General features: G+C 63.3%; 15 protein-coding genes and 1 riboswitch. Of the genes, 4 read left to right on the top strand and 11 right to left on the bottom strand.

Annotation, left to right across the window (positions count from 1 at the left end; translation table 11 throughout):
- Nucleotides 1-39 precede the first annotated feature (39 nt).
- The 8 genes from rfbA to wecB form a co-directional block, all read right to left on the bottom strand.
- Nucleotides 40-900: a glucose-1-phosphate thymidylyltransferase RfbA gene (rfbA, locus tag KGZ40_03400; GenBank protein MBS3956563.1), complete on the bottom strand. Its 861-nt coding sequence runs from the start codon at nucleotides 898-900 to the stop codon at nucleotides 40-42.
- A complete protein-coding gene (gene rfbB / locus KGZ40_03395; protein MBS3956562.1) occupies nucleotides 897-1,979 on the bottom strand; it encodes a dTDP-glucose 4,6-dehydratase in 1,083 nt (360 codons plus the stop codon). The genes rfbA and rfbB overlap by 4 nt, the downstream gene beginning before the upstream one ends.
- A 67-nt stretch (nucleotides 1,980-2,046) precedes the next feature.
- The gene (locus KGZ40_03390) at nucleotides 2,047-2,976 is read right to left on the bottom strand and encodes an FkbM family methyltransferase (GenBank protein ID MBS3956561.1); all 930 of its coding nucleotides are present in this window, start codon (nucleotides 2,974-2,976) and stop codon (nucleotides 2,047-2,049) included.
- Nucleotides 2,973-3,863, bottom strand: a complete 891-nt coding sequence (locus tag KGZ40_03385) for an NAD-dependent epimerase/dehydratase family protein (GenBank protein ID MBS3956560.1) — start codon at nucleotides 3,861-3,863, stop codon at nucleotides 2,973-2,975. The genes KGZ40_03390 and KGZ40_03385 overlap by 4 nt, the downstream gene beginning before the upstream one ends.
- A gap of 1 nt (nucleotide 3,864) precedes the next feature.
- Nucleotides 3,865-4,584: an NTP transferase domain-containing protein gene (locus tag KGZ40_03380; GenBank protein MBS3956559.1), complete on the bottom strand. Its 720-nt coding sequence runs from the start codon at nucleotides 4,582-4,584 to the stop codon at nucleotides 3,865-3,867.
- A 10-nt stretch (nucleotides 4,585-4,594) separates the two neighbouring features.
- Nucleotides 4,595-5,590: an NAD-dependent 4,6-dehydratase LegB gene (locus KGZ40_03375; protein MBS3956558.1), complete on the bottom strand. Its 996-nt coding sequence runs from the start codon at nucleotides 5,588-5,590 to the stop codon at nucleotides 4,595-4,597.
- Between the two features lie 192 nt (nucleotides 5,591-5,782).
- Nucleotides 5,783-11,086, bottom strand: a complete 5,304-nt coding sequence (locus KGZ40_03370; protein ID MBS3956557.1) for a PKD domain-containing protein — start codon at nucleotides 11,084-11,086, stop codon at nucleotides 5,783-5,785.
- An 81-nt stretch (nucleotides 11,087-11,167) separates the two neighbouring features.
- A riboswitch (cyclic di-GMP riboswitch) is annotated at nucleotides 11,168-11,250 on the bottom strand.
- A 136-nt stretch (nucleotides 11,251-11,386) separates the two neighbouring features.
- On the bottom strand, nucleotides 11,387-12,511 hold the full coding sequence (gene wecB, locus KGZ40_03365) for a UDP-N-acetylglucosamine 2-epimerase (non-hydrolyzing) (GenBank protein ID MBS3956556.1): 1,125 nt from the start codon (nucleotides 12,509-12,511) through the stop codon (nucleotides 11,387-11,389).
- A gap of 166 nt (nucleotides 12,512-12,677) precedes the next feature.
- Between wecB and KGZ40_03360 the strand changes: the two genes are divergently transcribed.
- Genes KGZ40_03360 through KGZ40_03345 form a run of 4 tightly spaced genes read left to right on the top strand, consistent with a single transcriptional unit; the run spans nucleotide 12,678 to nucleotide 16,675 of the window.
- On the top strand, nucleotides 12,678-13,706 hold the full coding sequence (locus KGZ40_03360; GenBank protein ID MBS3956555.1) for a Gfo/Idh/MocA family oxidoreductase: 1,029 nt from the start codon (nucleotides 12,678-12,680) through the stop codon (nucleotides 13,704-13,706).
- A 21-nt stretch (nucleotides 13,707-13,727) separates the two neighbouring features.
- Nucleotides 13,728-14,510 (top strand): transferase, encoded by a 783-nt coding sequence (locus tag KGZ40_03355; protein ID MBS3956554.1) that lies wholly within the window; start codon nucleotides 13,728-13,730, stop codon nucleotides 14,508-14,510.
- Between the two features lie 24 nt (nucleotides 14,511-14,534).
- The gene (locus KGZ40_03350) at nucleotides 14,535-15,638 is read left to right on the top strand and encodes a DegT/DnrJ/EryC1/StrS family aminotransferase (protein MBS3956553.1); all 1,104 of its coding nucleotides are present in this window, start codon (nucleotides 14,535-14,537) and stop codon (nucleotides 15,636-15,638) included.
- On the top strand, nucleotides 15,638-16,675 hold the full coding sequence (locus KGZ40_03345) for an NAD-dependent epimerase/dehydratase family protein (protein MBS3956552.1): 1,038 nt from the start codon (nucleotides 15,638-15,640) through the stop codon (nucleotides 16,673-16,675). Before KGZ40_03350 ends, KGZ40_03345 begins: the two co-directional genes overlap by 1 nt.
- A 31-nt stretch (nucleotides 16,676-16,706) precedes the next feature.
- On the opposite strand, the gene KGZ40_03340 is transcribed toward KGZ40_03345, so the two are convergent.
- The 3 genes from KGZ40_03340 to hemL are packed head-to-tail and all read right to left on the bottom strand — an operon-like array spanning nucleotide 16,707 to nucleotide 19,773.
- Nucleotides 16,707-17,597 carry a decaprenyl-phosphate phosphoribosyltransferase gene (locus tag KGZ40_03340; protein ID MBS3956551.1) on the bottom strand — a complete coding sequence of 297 codons (891 nt, stop codon included), beginning with the start codon at nucleotides 17,595-17,597 and terminating at the stop codon, nucleotides 16,707-16,709.
- Nucleotides 17,588-18,445 (bottom strand): UTP--glucose-1-phosphate uridylyltransferase GalU, encoded by an 858-nt coding sequence (gene galU, locus KGZ40_03335; protein MBS3956550.1) that lies wholly within the window; start codon nucleotides 18,443-18,445, stop codon nucleotides 17,588-17,590. The genes KGZ40_03340 and galU overlap by 10 nt, the downstream gene beginning before the upstream one ends.
- 41 nt (nucleotides 18,446-18,486) lie before the next feature.
- Entirely contained in the window at nucleotides 18,487-19,773 is a 1,287-nt protein-coding gene (gene hemL, locus KGZ40_03330) for a glutamate-1-semialdehyde 2,1-aminomutase (GenBank protein ID MBS3956549.1), read from the bottom strand.
- Nucleotides 19,774-19,832 lie beyond the last annotated feature (59 nt).

Below are 19,832 nucleotides of genomic sequence, written 5' to 3'. Positions count from 1 at the left end.
ACCTGCCTTCTTTCGAGCGCGGCCACACGAGCTTGCGCGTCAGAGACTTCCGAGGTACCGGTAGTATTCCGATGACGTTCCCGCCATCGCCTGCCGCAATGCCGTCTTATCTATCAGGCCCATCCGATAAGCGATCTCCTCGAGGCACGCGATCTTCTGGCCTTGTCTCTTCTCGATAGTTTGCACGAACAGGGCGGCATCCATGAGTGAATCCGGTGTACCCGTGTCGAGCCATGCCATACCCCGGCTCATCAGACGAACACTCAATGCGCCCTCCGCCAGATAGAGGTTGTTGAGCGTTGTGATCTCGACCTCGCCGCGCGCCGATGGCTCGACACGCTTGGCAAGGTCACACACCCGGTTGTCATAGAAGTAGAGCCCGGTGACTGCGTAGTTCGAGCGCGGATTTGCAGGCTTCTCTTCCAAAGAGAGCACGGTGCCCGCATCGTCGAACTCCACGACACCGTAGCGTTGCGGATCCCGAACCTGATAACCGAAGACGACCGCTCCGCCCTGGCTTGCGTCATCGCGTGCGCCGCGGAGGATGTCCACCAGCCCGCCACCGTAGAAGATATTGTCGCCCAACACGAGACACGCAGGACTACCGCCGAGGAACTCCTCTCCGATCAGGAATGCTTGCGCCAGGCCGCCGGGTGTGGGCTGCACGGCGTAGGAGATCTCGACTCCCCACTGATTCCCGTTACCAAGCACGCGCTCGAATGACGGTTTGTCGGCGGGCGTCGTGATCACAAGGATCTCTCGCATCCCAGCCAGTAGCAGCACCGAGAGCGGATAATAGATCATCGGCTTGTCATACACGGGCAGCAGCTGTTTGGACGCGGCGAAAGTTATCGGGTGTAGGCGTGTGCCCGCTCCACCGGCAAGGACGATTCCCTTCACTGGCTCTCCTTGTTCCCGTGTAGTGTGCCAAGGCCCAAACGGTCGAGGCGATAGTCGCCGCTCAGGATATCCTGCCACCATACCTGGTGCTCAACGTACCAGTGTACTGTGGAGCGCAAAGCCGTATCGGGATCCTGGGTCGGAGTCCACCCAAGCTCTCGGCGTATGCGCGAGCCATCAATGGCGTAGCGTTTGTCATGCCCTGGGCGGTCGGTCACAAACTCGATCTGTTCGGCGTAGGACCCTCCGCTCTCACGCGGCATCAACTCGTCCAGATGACCGCACACGCGACGCACGAGATCGATGTTCTTCATCTCGTTCGCACCGCCGATGTTGTAGGTACGACCGGGCTCGCCGGCATCAAGTATCCGCAGGAGTGCACGCGCGTGGTCGCTGACGTGCAACCAGTCCCTCACGTTGTCTCCGACGCCGTACACGGGGATTGGCTCGCCCGCGAGCGCCTTCAGGATGACAACTGGAATGAGCTTCTCGGGGAACTGATACGGCCCGTAGTTGTTGGAGCAGTTGGTGACGATCACCGGAAGGCCGTAGGTGTCATGCCACGCCCGAGCAAGATGATCAGCCGCGGCCTTGCTCGCCGCATAAGGCGAGTGGGGATCGTACTTGGTCTCCTCACAAAACGGCGGATCGTCTGGCCCCAAACTGCCGTACACCTCATCGGTCGACACGTGGATGAACCGGAAGGCTCCAGCTCGCTCGGACTCGAGTGACCGCCAGTACACAGTCGCGGCATCCAGCATCGTGAACGTACCCGCTATGTTCGTCCTGACGAACTCCGCGGGCCCGTCGATGGAGCGATCCACGTGCGACTCGGCTGCGAGATGCAGCACGGCGGCAGGCTGGACGCGCTCGAAAACCTCGCGCATGGTCGCCGCATCGCAGATGTCGGCAACCACGAGTTTGTAATCTGGACGGTCCTCGAGGTTCTGAAGAGAACCGCGGTTGCCCGCGTATGTCAGAAGGTCGACGTTGGTCACCGAGTGCCCACCTTCGAGCACCGCGAGTCGAACGAGATTGGTGCCTATGAAGCCGCATCCGCCGGTGATCAGGAGGTTCATGAAGGGGACCCACCGTGCCTCATCGCTGGTGGTCAGAACTGCGCCATCATAGCATGGGGCTACCGGACTACACGTCACGAAATCCGCTGACCTGGTCGCGAAGCCAGGGCTGGGATTGTGAAGCCCGCAGTACCTCCACCCTGAATCCGAGCTGCCTCAACAGGCGAATCACTTCATCCTTGGTTCGGTAGTAGTCTCCGTCGCCCCAATCGGCCCGGAAATCGTGGCACGACACACATATCCGTCGTATGCGGTCTGCACTCTCGACCATTCCCTTCAGCGCAAGCGTCTCGGCACCTTCTATGTTCATCTTGAGGTAGTCGACCGACCTAAGCTGGGTCTGGGTAATCAGCTGATCAATCGTCACGCTCGGCACAGAGATGCTCCCCTTGCCAGTCATGATGCTAGCAGTGATATCAAGATCCGGGTCTTCGATCGTGACCCTTCCTGAGACTTCAGACACGGCTACATTCACGGCCTGGACGTTCGACCATCCATTGAGTTCGCAGAGGAGCCGCAGGCGCGCGAACGTCCCCGGGTGCGCTTCGACGGCGATTACCTTGCCGGTGGGACCCACACTTCGTGCCCAGTGAACGACCTCGGTACCAGTGCCCGCTCCGATGTCCACTACCACATCCCCAGGACCTGGGGCGTACGTGAACTCCCAGTTCTCACGTGCCAGTTCGATGAGCTGTTCGGTGGTCGCGACCGGTCGACCTCCCTCGTCGGCGAGGATGTACTGCCCGTCGTTCTGATGGATCCAACAGCCTTCCCGAAACAAGACCCTCGTGACCCCTAACGACTGCAAGTAGCCAGAACGCCTCCACAACACCGCGAGCATCGTCCTGAAGCCTTTGCGATCCATCGCTCGCGACAGGTCGTCCTCAGGTGTCGCACCCGGAGCCAGGAACACCGAGACAGCCATCAGCGTGTAACGCAGCCAACGCAACCCCCTGCGATTCAGCGCACCCTTGAGCTTCGTCCGCAGGTCCCTCATCGACTCGCCCGCTCCACCGACGTGCGCAGAGATGCTCTGGGCCCCCACCCGAGCGCGCGAAGCTTGGTGGCCGAGCCGATCGAGACAGTACCCGTTGCATCCGGCATGGTCGGCTCGATCGCAGCGCGAGAGCCCCACACATCGAGGATGGTCCGCACGAGTTCGGCGATGCTGACGCCGGTGCCGGTGCACACGTTGTAGACCTCGCCCGGCGCTCCCCGCTCGGCGAGTACTAGAAGTGCGTCGACCGCGTCGCCCACGTAGATGTAGTCGCGAACCGAGACGATTTCGCGCAGCCGGACCACAGGAGTATCCGGGTCCTCGCGCAACTGGGAGACCACGTCGCTCACCACCGAACCGGCCGGCTCACCGTCCCCGAGCACGTTGAACGGGCGGGCAACGCACGCGCGCACTCCGTCGGCAGTTGCAAACGCTCGCACCGTCTCCTCGGCCAGCACCTTGCTCCAGGCGTAGTGCGTGACGGGGTTAAGCGGCTCGTCTTCCGCTGCGGGGGTTGCGGGTGCAGGGCCGTAGACAGCCGCCGTACTCGGGACGACGACACCCGCGTGCGGGACCACCGCCTTCACCGCGTCGAGCAGCTGCCAGACAAGCCGCACGTTGGCATCGTAGAGATCGCTCATGCTCATCTGCGCCCTCGGCGTGGCACCGGCGCAGTGAACGATCCGTCCGGGTGCCGCCTCGGCAAGCACGCCAGCGATCGCGGCGGTGCCAGCCCAGTCTAACTCGCAGTACTCCACACCTTCGATCGGAGCAACCAACTCGCCCGGACGCACGAGGCCGAGTACGGGCGCTCCTCCGGCGAGCGCCGCACGACACACCGCGCTTCCCAAAAAGCCAGCCGCACCGGTGACGAGCACTCCGGACACGCTAGCCCCCCGTCGGCAGGAAGAGTTCACGCTTGGCCTCGAACTCCTCCTGCGCACGGTCAAAGTCATCGTGACGACCGATGTCGAGCCAGTACCCGTCGAACGGCACGGCCCGCACGCGCGCCTCGGCGGCGAGCAGCCGCAAGATGAGGTCGGGGAAGTCGAGCCGTTCGCCCTCGGCGATGTGACCGAGGGCCGGCGGCGAGAACGCGTAGACACCCATGCTCACGCGGTACTCGTGTTCGGGTTTCTCGATATAGCCGGTGATATCCCCGGCCTCATTGGTCTGCACGATGCCGAAGTCGATGCGCGTGGAGCGCTTCTTGGTCGCTACCGAAGCAACCGCGCCCGAAGTGATGTGTTCCTCGAGGAACGTCCGGTAGTCGAGCGTGGTGAGCACATCGCCGTTCATAACGAGGAACGGCTCGTCCAGCCCGTCGATGGACGCAAGCGGGCCGGCGGTGCCGAGCGGCTGCTCCTCGCGCGAGTAATCCACCGCGATGCCGAACTTCGAGCCGTCGCCAAAGAACGCCTCCATCAACTCGGCAAGATGCCCGACAGCCAGTGTCGCGCGGTCGAACCTACGCGCGGCAAGCTGACGTAGCACGATTTCGAGGATCGGCGTGTCACCGAGCGGCATGAGCGGCTTGGGAAACACGGTGGTGTAGGGAGCCAGACGCGTGCCCTTGCCGCCGGCGAGTATGACTGCACGCGAGCCCATGTGCCCTCCGTTAGATTGTGTAGCCGAGTTTGTAGCCCTGACGATTGCGGTCGTCGGCGAACCACTCCACGGTGCGCTCCAGACCTTCGCGTAGCGAGTACCGAGGCGACCAGCTCGTGAGCTCGCGGGCTAGCGAGTTGTCCGAGAGCAGCCGCTCGACCTCGCTCTTGTCGGGCCGCAAACGCTCGTCTGTTGAGACAATCGGCACCGTGCGACCGGTGATCTCCATGAGCATCGCGGCCAGATCGCCGATCGTGATCTCATCGCCCACGCCGAGGTTCACGTCCCTGCCCACCGCCGCGTCGCACTCGGCAAGCGCTATGAAGCCCGCCGCCGAATCGGCTACGTAAGTAAGGTCGCGGGTGGGATTCAGCGACCCCAGGTGCAGTTCTTCGACGCCCCCCATGAGCTGCGTGATGATGGTGGGGATCACTGCGCGGGCGGACTGCCTCGGCCCGTAGGTGTTGAACGGGCGCACGATCGTCACCGGCAGGCCGAAGCTGCGGTAGAACGACTCCGCCATCGCATCCGCACCGATCTTCGACGCCGAGTACGGCGACTGGCCCTGGCGCGGATGCTTCTCATCGATGGGCACGTAGAGCGCAGTGCCGTAGACCTCACTCGTGCTCGTTACCACGATGCGCTCGAGCTCGAGATCGCGTCCCGCCTGCAACACATTCAGCGTGCCCTTGACGTTGGTATCCACGTAGCTGTCGGGCGAGTGATACGAGAAAGGAATGCCGATGAGCGCCGCAAGGTGCATCACCACATCAGTGTCTTTAAGCGCGGTACGGACCCCATTAGAGTCACGCACGTCGCCCATGAAGACTTCGACCTCGGACATGACCTCCGGTGCCACGGTGTCGAGCCAACCCCAGGAGTTGAACGAGTTGTAGTAGCAGAATGCGGTGACGCGCGAACCGTGCGCCACGAGTTCCTCGACCAGATGGCTTCCGATGAAGCCATCTGCGCCGGTCACGACGACTTTTTTGCCCGCAAGATTCACTTGGTCCTCCGGAACACAGACGCAAACAGGGAAATGCTGGAGAGACCGAACAGAGTCACGATACCAGATTATCCCCGAACCACTTCGTAGGCCATCTTGCCCGGTACAACCTGCCAGATGCGCACGAATACACAATGCCGTAGGAGCCGGACTTGCCGGCTCCTACGGAGTATTGCTTGAGCAATTGGGGCTCTAGTTGGGCCGGATGATGTCGAAGCAGTCAATGTCGACGATGGTGTCGCCACTCTTGACGTTCTTGGTACCAGTCGCGATCAGCGTCAAGGTATGCTGACCGTCGGCCAGTCCGGTCGCCTCAAAGATGGTCCATTGTGTTGCGAGGAGAGACGAGTACATGTCGACAGTGGTCTGATAGGCGCCGTTGATGTAGACATCGACCATGCCCCTGTTCGAAGCATTTGTTCCGACTACCCGGACTTGGACGCCCGTCCCGGAGAATGTGAGCGTGGCTGATGCGCCTGCCTGGCGCGTGTGCGTCATCGAGCCACCCGAGTGTCGCGAATCGTGCCAGAGATGCCAGGTTCCGGTATAGACAATAGCTGGATCGGTTTCCTCAATGCGTGTCGTCAGAAGTTGACCCGTCGCCACAACCGGCACAACCGAATACTCGTTGCTCCACGCTCCCAGATTGCCGGACCCATCGAAAGCTCGCACTCGGAACGTGTAAGACGTTCCGTTGCTGAGGCCGACCTTCCAATACGCGGTCGAGGCGTTGTCCGCAAGTTTCTCGTATGAGCCCCCCGAGCCCTCCCTCATCCAGACCTCATAGCCCATCACGCCGATGTTATCCGTGGCGGGAAGCCACGCAAGACTTGCGTAGCCGTCGCCGCCCACAATGAACAGGCCCCGTGTCGCCGATGGCGCCACATGTTCCCTGGGTACCCCGGAGCCGGTGCAGCTACTGCCGGACTCGTTAGGCTCCGCATCGATCGCGGTCACGTAGTAGTAGTACGTGACCGTAGGCGACAGGCCGCTATCGGTGTAGCTGAGACCTGCCTGCTGCCTGACCATTGTGAAGGGACCCTCGGGAGTCACGGCACGGTAGACACGGTATCCGACAACGTCCCCACTCGTGCTCGCTGTCCACGACAAGATGAGTGCGGTCCCATCATCGTTCGGACGGTCTGAGATCACGAGGCTCGTGGGATCACTGGGCCGCACATTGTCCACGGTCCTGGCCGAAGCAGCGGGGCTTTGGGCGGACTCGTTACCAGCCGTATCGAGCGCGGTCACTCTGTAGTGATACGTGGTCTGCTTCGCGAGACCGGTGTTTGTGTGCGTTGTTGATTCCTTGCCAAGCGTCGCTACGAGGGCAAATGGACCGGTCGCTGATGCCGACCGGTAGACTCGGTAGCCCGCCAGATCAAGCTCTGTATTCGCTGTCCACGATACGATCAGCGCATCACCCTCATCGCCCGGCCGGTCGAGCACGGAAAGGCCAGTGGGAACCGCCGGAGGCACATCGTCACGCGGCGAACCGGAAGCAGTGACCGACCGTGCGGACTCGTTGCCCGAGAAGTCGACCGCTGACAGCTGGTAGTAGTACACCCGATGAGCAAGCAGTCCTGGGTCTGTATAGCTCGTGACCCTATCGAACTCTGTCACAAGCATGAAGGGTCCGTTGATCGAATCCGAGCGATACAGGCGGTATCCTGCAAGATCGGCCTCAGAGTTTGCGTTCCATGTGATGGCAACCGCTCCCGACTCGTCATTGTGTTTATCCGTGACAACAAGACCGGATGGAACAACTGGAGCGATCACATCGGGTCCGGTCGTGATATCGAAGCGGTCGATGTCGATTATCGTCATCGATGACGCTGGGTTCTTTTCGCCAGTCCAAACCAGCCTGATTGTATGGGTGCCATCACGTAAGTTCTGGCTCTCAAACACTGGAACCGTGAAGTCCAGCGTAGCGCTGTAGAGGTCGACCCTGGTGACGAACGCTCCGTTCAAGAAGACATCCATCATGCCACGGTTCCACACCTCAGTACTGTACGCTTTCACAGACACGCCTGTACCACTGAATGTCAGTGACGCAGAGCCATTCGCGTTCAGTGCGCGGATGGATCCTGCAGAGTAGCGGGGATCGAAGAAGGCTGCCCACGGTCCGGAGTACTGGATGCGCGGATCCGTATCCTCGATTCGCACCGTCTCTAGCGGTGCAGGTGTCCTAATGGGAGTAGCCCCGACGTCAGCCGTGAAACCGCTGACGTTTCCGACGTCATCTAACGCCCGGATCTTGAAGTAGTACGTGATGCCGTTGTCTAGACCAAGAGGCGTGTAGGCCAGCGAGTCGACCTCGGCGGCCATCCTCCACTCGCCAACCACTGTGCGCTTGATCCAGATTTCGTAACCGGTAACCCCGAATGTGTCATATGAAGCATCCCACGTCAGCGTCACCTGCGCGTTGCCGGGCAACGCCTTTAAGCTCCCTGGCACCGTTGGCGCGATAACGTCCAAGTTGATATATGCGACGGCGTTTACGGGCGCGCTCGGCGCGCTCTCGTTGCCTGCGGCGTCGTAGGCGGTCACCGTGTAGGTGTAGGTGACGCCGTTTGTGAGTCCTGAGTCGGTGAAGGTGGTGGCGCCTGCGCCCGCGGCATCGGCAACAAGCACTCCGTCACGGTAAATGCGGTAGCCTGCGGTGTCATCGGTGTTAGCCGTCCAGGCGAGATCGATCGCACCGCCCACGTCGTCAGGGGTGTCCGCAGCCGAAAGCCCAACGGGCGCGGCGGGGGGCACGGTGTCTGCCGGAGTTCCTGTAACCTGCGCGCTCGGCGCGCTCTCGTTGCCTGCGGCGTCGTAGGCGGTCACCGTGTAGGTGTAGGCGACACCGTTCGTGAGCCCTGAGTCGGTAAAGGTGGTGGCGCCTGCGCCCGCGGCATCGGCAACGAGCACCCCGCCACGGTAAATGCGGTAGCCTGCGGTGTCGGGCGAAACACTCCCGCTCCACGTAAGGACGATCGCGCCTCCCTCGGCGAGCGGGGCCACGTGCAGGAATTCAGGCGCTTCGGGCGCGAGATTGTCGGCGGAGACGGCGTTTGCGGACGCACTCGGCGCGCTCTCGTTGCCTGCGGCGTCGTAGGCGGTCACCGTGTAGGTGTAGGCGGCACCATTTGTGAGTCCTGAGTCGGTAAAGGTGGTGGCGCCTGCGCCCGCGGCATCGGCAACGAGCACCCCGTCACGGTAAATGCGGTAGCCTGCGGTGTCATCGGTGTTAGCCGTCCAGGCGAGGTCGATAGCCCCGCCCTCGTCGTCGGGAGTGTCCGCAGCCGAAAGCCCAACGGGAACGGCGGGGGGCACGGTGTCTGACGGTACGCCGTTCACGGTATTGCTGGGCTGGGAGACGCGGCCCTCAGGGCCGTATGCAACCACGTGATACGCGTATGAGGTTCCGTTGATCAGGCCCGTGTCGATATGCCACACGCGTCCCAAATCGTTGATCTCTGTCACAAGTCCGCCGTCGCGGTAGACAGCGAATCCAATGGTCTGCCCGACGTCGCTTGGACGCCACGTCAGCTCAAGCGCGCCACCCTCGACGGGAACGCCGATGGGCGAGAGCTCGGGTGCGCCAGGCATGAGCGCGTCGTGCGGCCTACCGGTCGCTTTATTGCTCGGCTCGCTCACGTTACCGGAGGTGTCATACGCCTCAACGTGGTACGCGTACTCGACTCCATTTTCGACGCCGAGGTCGTCATAATCCCGCACATCTGCGGCCAACTCAGCGATCGGCGCTCCGTCGCGATAGAGCCGCTGCCCGGCGACATCTGCCGAATCGCTCCCGCTCCAGCGGATAGTGAGCGCTGAGCCACCCTCAGGGGCAAGTACGCTCACATCCGTAGGCGCGGCGGGCGCGACGTCATCGACCGGGGCCGCGTACACTTTGTCGCTCAGCGCGGAGAAGTTGCCGGCGTCATCGTAGGCCCGTACGGTGAACATGTAGGTGACGCCATTGTCGAGCCCCTCGAAGGTGTGGCTGGTCGCGATACCCACGTCGGCGTTCGCGATGACGGTCCCCAGCGGATCGACCACGGTGACCACATAGCCGGCGAGGTCGCGTGCGACGCTCGCGAGCCAGGAGACCACGACCTGTCCGCTCTCGTCACCGGCGACGTCCTCGGCGAAGATGTAAGCGGGTGCAGTCGGCGCGAGATCATCGACTGGGACTGCGCTCACGGTGTTACTCGGCGGGCTCTCGAGACCAACAGCGTCGTACGCGATCACGTGGTAGTAGTACGTTGCTCCGTCGAAGAGCCCCGTGTCGACAAAGTTGTTGGACACGGCGTCGGCCACCTGCATGAACGGTCCGTCCGCGCTCATCCCGCGGTAGATGCGGTAGCCGAGCAGATCTGTCTCGGCGTTGGCGTTCCACGAAAGCGTGATGGACCCGTTGTCGTCGTCGGGTGTGTCTGCGGCGACAAGACCGGTGGGAGCAGCGGGCGGAAACTCGGTAGGCTGCGTCACGAGGATCGTATGGTACGCCGTGCCCACATTACCGTTGGCGTCGCGCACGTCCAGGCGCACGACCCACTCGCCTGGCACGAAAAAAGTGTACTGACACGTGGGCAGGAGCGAAGTGTGCTCGTACTCGCCATCAGCGGCAAAGTCCCACGAGTAGCTCTGAATGAAGCCCTCGTTGTCGCGGCTCAGCGAGCCGTCGAAGAACACGAGATCTCCCACAGTGGCCTCAACCGGGCCGACAATGACCGCCGTGGGTGGGAACGCGTCGTAGCGCACCTTCACGAAGGTGCGGTCGGTGGCGGTGTGGCCGGAGTTGTCGGTCACCCGGAGGTGTACCTTTCGGTTACCAGGCTTGGTCGGCGTGTGAACGACAGTGGGTTCGATGGTGGTGACGTCGTACACACCGTCCCCATCGAGATCCCACTCGTACTTCGCGATGGTGCCGTCGGGATCATGTGAGAGCCGCGCGTCGAGGGTGATGGGCACGTGAATCCACGTCTCATACCCTGTACCGGCAACCGCGATCGGTCGATTAGCGCCGTCATGTGTTTTGCCATCGATGAAAAAGACGACGTTTGACCATGGACCATTGGTCCTGCCGTCCGGAGCGACCGCTCGGACCCGGTAGAAGTAGGTGGTGCCCGGCCTGAGGCCACCGAAGCGGTAGCGGCTGGTAGCCGCATCGAGTCGCACCGAACCGGTGAGTCTGTTGGGCCGGAATAGATTGTCGAGCGCGCACTGCACCTCGTATTGAGCGGCCCCGCTCTGAGTCGACCACGCGAGTTGGCTCAACGTCTCATGACCCGCTACAGGCTCGACCCTGAGCACCGGACTCGTGAGGCCGGAGTTCGCGGGTGCACCGCCGGCGTTGTTCGCAAGTGCCGGCATCGGCGCGACGAGAACCGTTGTCGCGAGCGCGAGTGTGACAGCGAGCACGAGCGAACGGCCGCGCACTCGACAGTGAACGCGAGTACGAATGGCGAATACTTGTATACCCCGGACGAGTGCGTACAACATGGTGAACGCTCCCCCCTTGAGACAACGGTCGCCGGCCATCGCTGCCCCCAGGCAACGGCCAAGCCCCTACATGGCTCTTGCGTGTCTGGGTGGGTTGCGCCACTGACTCATCCCGGCCGAGGCGCCCATCTTACAGGCCGAGAATCACCGTCCCCCAACGGCTGTGATACTCGGTACTGAATAGTGAAGACTTTAGCAAGCCCAACCGAAAATCGTATGTACGGTCACCATTGTGCGACGAAAGGCGGTTCAATTGGATGAACGGCTGTGCGCAACACGGCCTCCCACGCCACACAGCAATCAACCGCGCGCACCCGCATGCCCCGCCTCGGAGAGCACGGCAGCGATCTTCTCGGCGGCGTTGCCATCGCCGTAGAAGGCGGGGCGCTCGGATGCGGCGGTGTCCCGAGCCGCCACGCCAGCGGCAACAGCCTCGGCGACCCCGGCGGCGATTCGCGCCGGATCCGTACCCGCGAGCCGGTTCCACCCCGCACTCACGGTCTCGACCCACTCGGTTTCTTCGCGGAGCGTCACACACGGCACACCAAGGAAATATGCCTCCTTTTGCATACCGCCGGAGTCCGTGAGAAGCGCGGCAGCGCCACGCAGCAGTGCGTTGGCGTCGAGATACGACAGCGGCTCCAAGATGCGAAGCGAAGAGCCCGCTCTCGTTGGCTCGGCCAGCACATCACTCGCACTTGCTTCTAGCGCGCGCCGCGTGCGCGGATGCACGGGCCACAGCACCGGCCGGTCGAGCGCGGCAAGCGCGGCAACGACCGCCGCCAACATGACAGGGTCATCGGTTGTCGCGGCGCGATGTACCGTCGCAAGGTAGTATTCACCGGGCGCGACACCATACGACGCCACGACCTTCTCGGCGTCTACGCGCTCGGCGAAGTGGCGCGCAGTGTCGAGCATGACGTCACCCACCTGATGCACACCGTGCACGATCCCCTCGGCGGCGAGATTTGCAACGGCGGTGTCGGTGGGACAGAAGAGCCACGCCGAGACGTGGTCGGTGAGCACCCGGTTGATCTCTTCGGGCATCGTACGGTTAAACGAGCGCAGTCCCGCCTCGACATGCGCCACTGGGATGCAAAGTTTGGCGGCGGCGAGAGCGGCGGCGAGCGTCGTGTTGGTGTCGCCGTACACGAGTACCGCCTCAGGGGCCAACTCGATGAGCAGATCCTCAAGCAGCCCGAGCATCCGCCCCGTCATCTGGCCATGGCCTCCCCCGCCCACCTCCAGGTTGTGGTCGGGAGCCGGAATTCCGAGCTCATCGAAGAAGACCTGTGACATCCCGTGGTCGTAGTGCTGGCCGGAGTGCACGAGGATCTCGTCGTGTCCCGCCCCGCGCAGCGCGCGGCACACCGGTGCGGCCTTAATGAACTGCGGACGAGCGCCCACAACAGAGACGATACGCACCGTGCGAGACCTCCACTTTGGCCGGAAAAAGGGCGATACTGCGGGATCGTGACCGTGCGCGCCAAGTGTAACAGGCCCTTCGCTCGGCCAACCTATGCGCTAGAATCTGAAAGGCGACGGGACACGCCCGCCGCCCGTCCGCACACACCGCCCGGAGGAGCACCGCATGGAGTCCCGGCCTGTTCGCGTAGGAGTCGTAGGCTACGGCTATTGGGGCCCCAACCTGGTACGCAACCTCGACCGGCTCCCGGACGCTGAGCTTTGCGCGGTGTGCGACGCCTCCCCCGCCCACCGCTCGCGCCTGCGCGACGCGCACCCCGGCGTGCTTGGTGTCGCTGACCTCGACGAGATGCTCGCGACCTGTGGCCTTGAGGCGGTCGTCATCGCGACGCCAGCGCCAACGCACGCCTCGGTCGCAACACGCGTGCTCGAAGCCGGTCTCCACTGCTACGTTGAAAAACCCCTCACTCTCTCCTCGGCGGACGCCGAGGCGCTCGTCGAGCTTGCCGCGGCAAGAGACCGGGTGCTCATGGCGGGCCATCTGATGATCTACCACGGAGCCATTGAGTGGATCCGCGACTACCTCGCATCCGGTGATCTCGGCGACGTGCTCTACGTCTACTCCCAGCGCCTGAACCTGGGCAAGGTGCGCGCCGACGAGAACTCGTTTTGGTCGCTCGCGCCCCACGACATCAGCGTCGTGCTCGACCTGCTCGGCGAGGCGCCCTCAAGCGTGTCGGCGTCAGGAGCGGCGTACCTGCGCGACGGAATCGAAGACGTGGTATTTGCGACATTGCGTTTTCCGAGCGGCAAGATGGCCAACATCCACGTAAGCTGGCTTGACCCGCACAAGGTTCGCCGACTCACGGTCGTAGGCACCAAAAAGATGCTCGTCTTCGACGACATGGAGGCCACCGAGAAGATCTGGATCTACGACAAGGGTGTCGCCCCCACCGGCGCGCTCGCGTACGGCGAGGATCTGACGCTGCGCTTTGGCGACATCATCGCGCCGTACGTGAAGATGTCCGAACCGCTCGCCGCCGAGATGACGCACTTCCTCGAATGCTGCCGGACCGGTTCCCGGCCGAGAAGCGACGGCGCGAGCGGCCTTGAGGTAGTACGCGTACTGGAAGCGGCCGACACCTCGATTGCCGGCGGCGGTATGCCCGTAACGATCGAACGCACCTCCTCCTGATGACCCGAACGGAGACTCCCGATGTCTGACCCGCGCACATATCAACCAGCTGACGCCTGCTCCCCCAGTGTCGCCATCGGTCCTACCTCTCGCGTCTCGGCGGATGTGCGCTTTGGCAGATGGGTGGTGGTCGAGTCCGGTGTGACGATCGAGTGCGGGTCGGTGATAGGCAACCACGTGACCATCTGCGAGGGGGCGCACATCGGCCAAGAGTGCGTCATCGCTGACTTCGCTATCGTAGGCAAGCGGCCCGCGCTCGCCGCAGGCTCGACGGCCAAGGGCGGGGAGCTCCCAGGGGTGGTGCTCGGTGCCGGGTGCCGCATCGGTTCGCACACGGTGCTTATGGCCGGCTCCACGTTTGGCGACGGATGTGTGGTGGGTGACAACGCCGGAGTACGCGAGCGGTGCGTGATCGGCGATCAGGTGGTCGTGGGACGCGGTGTCACCGTCGAGAACGACACGACGATAGGCGCGCGCACGCGCATCCAGTCCGGCGCGTACATCACCGCGTACGTGACGATCGAGGAAGACGTCTTCATCGCACCAATGGTTGTCACCACTAACGACAATTTTATGGGCCGGACCGAGCGACGCCTCGAGCTCATGCGCGGGTGCACGATACGGCGCGGAGCGCGTGTTGGCGGCGGGGCGCACATCCTGCCAGGCGTCGAGCTCGGCGAGGACGCCTTCGTGGCCACCGGCGCCGTGGTCACGCGCGACGTGCCCGCACGCACTGTCGTGATGGGTGTCCCAGCTCGCGCTATCCGCGAAGTGCCTCACGACGAGCTACTCGAAAACCAGTGACGGCGATGACAAGGAGTTCTTAACGTGGCCATTCCACTGCTTGACCTGCGCGCGCAGTACCTCGAACTCAAGCCAGAGCTCGACGCCGCGATCAGCGAGGTCATGTCGACTGCGGGATTCATCGGCGGACCGCACGTGATCGGGATCGAAGCCGAGATCGCCGAGTACTGTGGCACCTCGCACGCCGTTGCATGCGGCAACGGAACCGATGCGCTCTTCCTCATCATGCACGCACTCGACATTCGGGCTGGCGACGAGGTCATCACAACACCGTTCACCTTCATCGCGACAGCCGAGGCGATCGCCCACGTGGGCGCTGTGCCGGTGTTTGTCGACATCGAACCGGACACCTACAACATCGACGTCACGCGCATTGAGGCCGCGATCACCGAGCGCACCCGGGCGATCATGCCCGTGCACATCTTCGGACAGTGCGCGGACATGGATCCGCTGCGCGATATCGCCGCGGCGCACGGACTCCGAGTCGTGGAAGACGCGTGTCAGGCGATAGGAGCCACCTATCGCGACGCGCGCGCCGGATCACTCGGCGACGTGGCGGCATTTTCGTTCTTCCCGAGCAAGAACCTCGGATGCGCAGGGGACGGCGGAATCATCACGACCGATGACGGTGAGATCGCCGCGGCGTGCCGCAAGATGGCAAATCACGGCACCACGGTGAAGTACTTCCATGACGCGGTTGGCGTGAACTCGCGACTCGACGCGCTGCAGGCCGCGATCCTGCGCATCAAACTGCCGCACCTGGACAGATGGAACGCCGAGCGCCGCACCGCGGCGGCTATCTACGACGAGCTACTCGCCGGATTGCCACTCACACTGTCGGCCGTGCGCGACTTTGGTGAGAGCGTGTACCACCTCTACATCGTGGCCTCCCCCGAGCGGGACCGGCTCATTGCCGCGCTCACCCAAGCTGGCATTGGCGGCGCGGCGTACTACCCTCGCGCGCTCCATCACCAAGAGGCGTTCGCATACCTCGGGTACGCCGAGGGCTCGCTACCAGTAGCAGAACGAGTTTCCGAGCAGACCTTCGCGATTCCGTGCTTCCCGGGAATCACGCGCGAGCAACAGAGCGCCGTGGCAAACGTGCTGCGGGAGGCGCTGGGAGGCTGATGCGCTACCTTATCACCGGAGGCTCAGGCTTCCTCGGCATCAATCTGATTCGCTACCTGCTCGAACGCGATCACACCATCCGATCGCTTGACCTTATCGAGTTCAACTACGATGACTGCGCCGACCGCGTTGATGCGATTTCCGGCGATATCCGTGATCCGGATGTCGTGCGGCGGGCGATGCGCGGCGTCGACATAGTCGTCCACGCCGCAGCCGCCCTTCCCCTCTACTCGCCTCAAGACATCTTCTCAACCGACGTCGACGGCACCAAAATCCTGCTCGAAGCGGCGCATTCGGAAGGCGTCGACCGCTTTGTGATGATCTCCTCGACCGCCGTCTACGGCATCCCCGACCACCACCCGCTGCTCGAAAACGACCCGCTCGTGGGCGTGGGCCCCTACGGGGAAGCCAAGATCGCCGCGGAGGAGGTCTGCCTAGAGTTCCGCGAGCGCGGCATGTGCGTGCCGATCATCCGTCCCAAGAGCTTCATCGGCCCGGAGCGCCTCGGCGTGTTCGCACTCCTCTACGACTGGGCCCATACCGGCCACGGCTTCCCTATGATCGGCAACGGCAACAACCGCTACCAACTTCTCGACGTCGAGGATCTGTGCAGCGCCATCTACCTGTGCTGCACTCTCGACCGCGATGTTGTCAACGACACCTTCAACATCGGGGCCGAGGAGTTCGCCACGATGCGCGAAGACTACCAGGCCGTCCTCGACCACGCCGGGCACGGCAAGAAGATCCGCGGCTTTCCTGCCGCGCCGATGATCTGGACCCTGCGTCTGCTCGAGGCGCTCAACCTCTCGCCACTCTACAAGTGGGTCTACGAAACCGCCTCGAAAGACTCGTTCGTCTCGATCGACAAGGCCAAGCATGTACTCGGCTGGCAGCCACGCTACTCGAACAAGGACGCGCTCGTGCGCAACTACGAGTGGTACGTCGCGCACCTCAACGAGTTTAAGGGCGCAAGCGGAGTCTCGCACCGGGTGCCGTGGAAGCAAGGTGTCCTCGGCCTGGCGAAGCGGTTCTTCTAGCGCAGGTCCGTCGGTTGCCGGTCGTTCGCTGTCAGGTCAGGTAGATGACGACTGACGCCGTGGCGAGCCACGCCAGGATGGTGATGATGAGCGGGACATCGGTAAGCAGTATCTCTTCCGGACTGCCTCCGAGATTGTGCTTGTACATGAGGAACACGTAGCGAAGCACCCCATACACCACGAACGGAATCGTGAGCATGAGGTAGTCGTGCTCGGCGGCGGTAGGCGAGAAGAACGTGTAGAGGGAGTACGCGATGATCGTTGCCGAGGTCGCCGTCGCGACAAGCACATCGAGAAGGTGCGGCGAGTAGTCGTCGAGTACGGCGCGGTGACTGCCCACGGTGTCCTCGGCCATGAGCAGCTCGTGACGACGCTTGCCAAAGCCGAGAAACAGCGCGAGAAGTGCCGCGCACATGTAGAGCCAGGGAGAAGCGGCGACGCTTACCGCCGCCGCACCAGCTGCGGCACGGATGATGAATCCGGCCGAGATGGACATCACGTCGAGGATGACCTGGTGCTTGAGGCCGAACGTGTAGGCGTTTTGCAGGGCCAGGTATCCGAGCGTCATCACGCCAACCGGCCGCGCCAGCGCGAACGCGACCGCGACGGCAAGCACCGCGATCACTATCGCCGAGGCGACCGCCACGGTGGCCGGAAGCTCTCCGGACGCCACAGGGCGGGTACGCTTGACATCGTGAAGGCTGTCCGCGTGCGCGTCACGCACGTCGTTGAGGAGATAGGCAGCGCCGGATGCCAGACAGAAAACGCCAAACGCGACCACGCTCGCGAGAATCGCGCCGACATCCTGGATGTGCCCCGAAAAGATCAGGGGCGCGAACACGATGAGGTTCTTGGTCCATTGACGGGGACGCATCGTTTGGACAATAGCCCCTACCAGATCGATCTCACCTCCTACCCGCACTTACAGATTTCACTCACTCGCTCGCGCAGAAGATCGGCGAGTTCCTCGCGCTCCAACGCAAGCGCCACATTGGCCTCGAGCCACGAGAGCACGTTGCCAGTGTCGTACCCGCGCGACTCCATCTTGACCGCGAACACTTCCTGTTCGCGTAAGAGTTCCCTGATCGCGTCGGTAAGCTGGATCTCGCCGCCCCGCCCCGGCTTGGTTCCCGGCAGTAGCTCCATCAAGCGTGGCGTGAGCAGGTATCGGCCAAAGATCGCAAGGTTGCTCGGCGCCTCGTTGGCGGGCGGCTTCTCGACAAGGTCGGTGAGCTTGTAGACGCCGGGCTCCACCTCGGTTCCCGCGATGACGCCATAGCGCGAGACAAGCTCCGGCGCGACCTCCTCGACCGCGATGACCGAGCCCCCGTAGCGCGCGTGGACCTTGCTCAACTGCGGCAGACAGCTGTTGTCAGGCACAATCACGTCGCCGAGCATGACAAAGAACGGTTCGTCCGCCGTGAACGGAGCGCCGCAGCCAACGGCGTGTCCAAGACCCTTTGGCTTCTTCTGGCGCACGTAGAAGACCTCAGCGAGATCGGAGATCAGCCGTACCTGACGGAGTTTCGTGGTATCCCCACTCGACTCCAACAACTCCTCAAGCTCGATGGACCGGTCGAAGTGATCTTCGATGGCGCGCTTGCCCCGGCCGGTGACGAGAAGGATCTCGCCGGCCCCGGCGGCGACCGCCTCTTCGACCACGTACTGGATGACCGGCTTGTCGACTACCGGAAGCATCTCTTTGGGTTGCGACTTGGTCACCGGCAGGAAGCGCGTCCCAAGACCCGCCGCCGGGATGATGGCCTTCATCACACAGACTCCGTTTCCATATCGAGTTGCAGGGCGGCGCGCTAGATCTCGGCAAGCACTTCGGTTGCGGCCGCGACGAATGCGTCGAGCTCTTCATCGGTATGCGCGAGCGAGGCGAATGTCGCCTCGAACTGACTCGGCGCGAGCCAGAAGCCGCGGTCGAGCATGCCCCGGAAGTACGCGGCGTAGCGCTCAGTGTCGCTCGTAGACGCCGTTGCCCAGTTGGAGACTTCGAGGTGCGTGAAGAACATGCACGCCATCGACCCCACGCGGTTGCACGAGGTGTGGATCGCCGCGCTGCCCGACGCTCGGCAGAGTCCATCGGCGATACGCTTACCCTTGCGGTCGAGCTCCTCGTAGACGCCCGGAGCGGAGAGCGCCTCGATGGTGGCGAGTCCGGCGACCATCGCCACCGGGTTGCCGGAAAGCGTGCCCGCCTGGTATACCGGGCCGACTGGAGCGAGGTGCTCCATGATCTCGCGCCTGCCGCCAAAGGCGCCCACCGGGAACCCGCCGCCGATGATCTTGCCGAGGGTGGTGAGATCGGGCGTCACGCCGTAGAGCTCCTGCGCACCCCCAAGCGCCACCCGAAAGCCGGTGATCACCTCGTCGAAAATGAGTACCGTGCCGTGCGCGTCGCAGAGCGCACGCAGCCCTTCGAGGAAGCCGGCACGCGGCGGCACGACGCCCATGTTGCCAGCGATCGGCTCGACGATGATCGCCGCGACCTCGCCGGAGTTGGCTTCCAGCGCCTCACGTACCGCATCAAGGTCGTTGTAGGGCACCACCACCGTGTCTTTCGCCGCGCCCTCAGTCACACCCGGCGTGCCGGGGATGGAGAGTGTGAGCAGTCCAGAGCCTGCGGCCACGAGCAGTGAGTCTGAGTGACCGTGATAGTTGCCGTCGAACTTGATGAACTTCTCTCGCCCGGTATAACCGCGGGCGAGACGAATCGCGCTCATGGTCGCCTCGGTGCCCGAGGAGACCATGCGGACCTCCTCGATACTGGGCACGACGGCGGCGATCTTCTCGGCCAGGGCAACCTCGGCACAGGTGGGCGCCCCATAGCTCGTGCCAAGCTCCAACTGGTTGCGGACCGCGTCAAGGACCGTCTCGGGCGCGTGTCCGAGGATCATCGGTCCCCACGACGCCACGAAATCAACGTACTCGCGGCCCTCGATGTCCCAGATACGCGATCCCTTCGCCTTGGCGACGAAGCGCGGCTCGATGCCCACGCTCTTGTACGCGCGCACCGGCGAGTTGACGCCACCGGGGATCAACGCGCAGGCCGCCGCGAACATGTGATGGGAGTTGGTGATGTCACGCATGGGTAACGTCGCTCCTTAGGAGTGTGGAAACCTGTCGCGCCGCCGCGCTCACGCGGTGA

The sequence above is a fragment of the Clostridiales bacterium genome, from assembly GCA_018333995.1.
In the GTDB taxonomy this organism is placed as follows: Bacteria; Actinomycetota; Coriobacteriia; order Anaerosomatales; family SLCP01; genus JAGXSG01.
The sequence above is the reverse complement of the archived record's forward strand: the minus strand, read 5'-3'. Positions and strand labels throughout refer to the sequence as shown.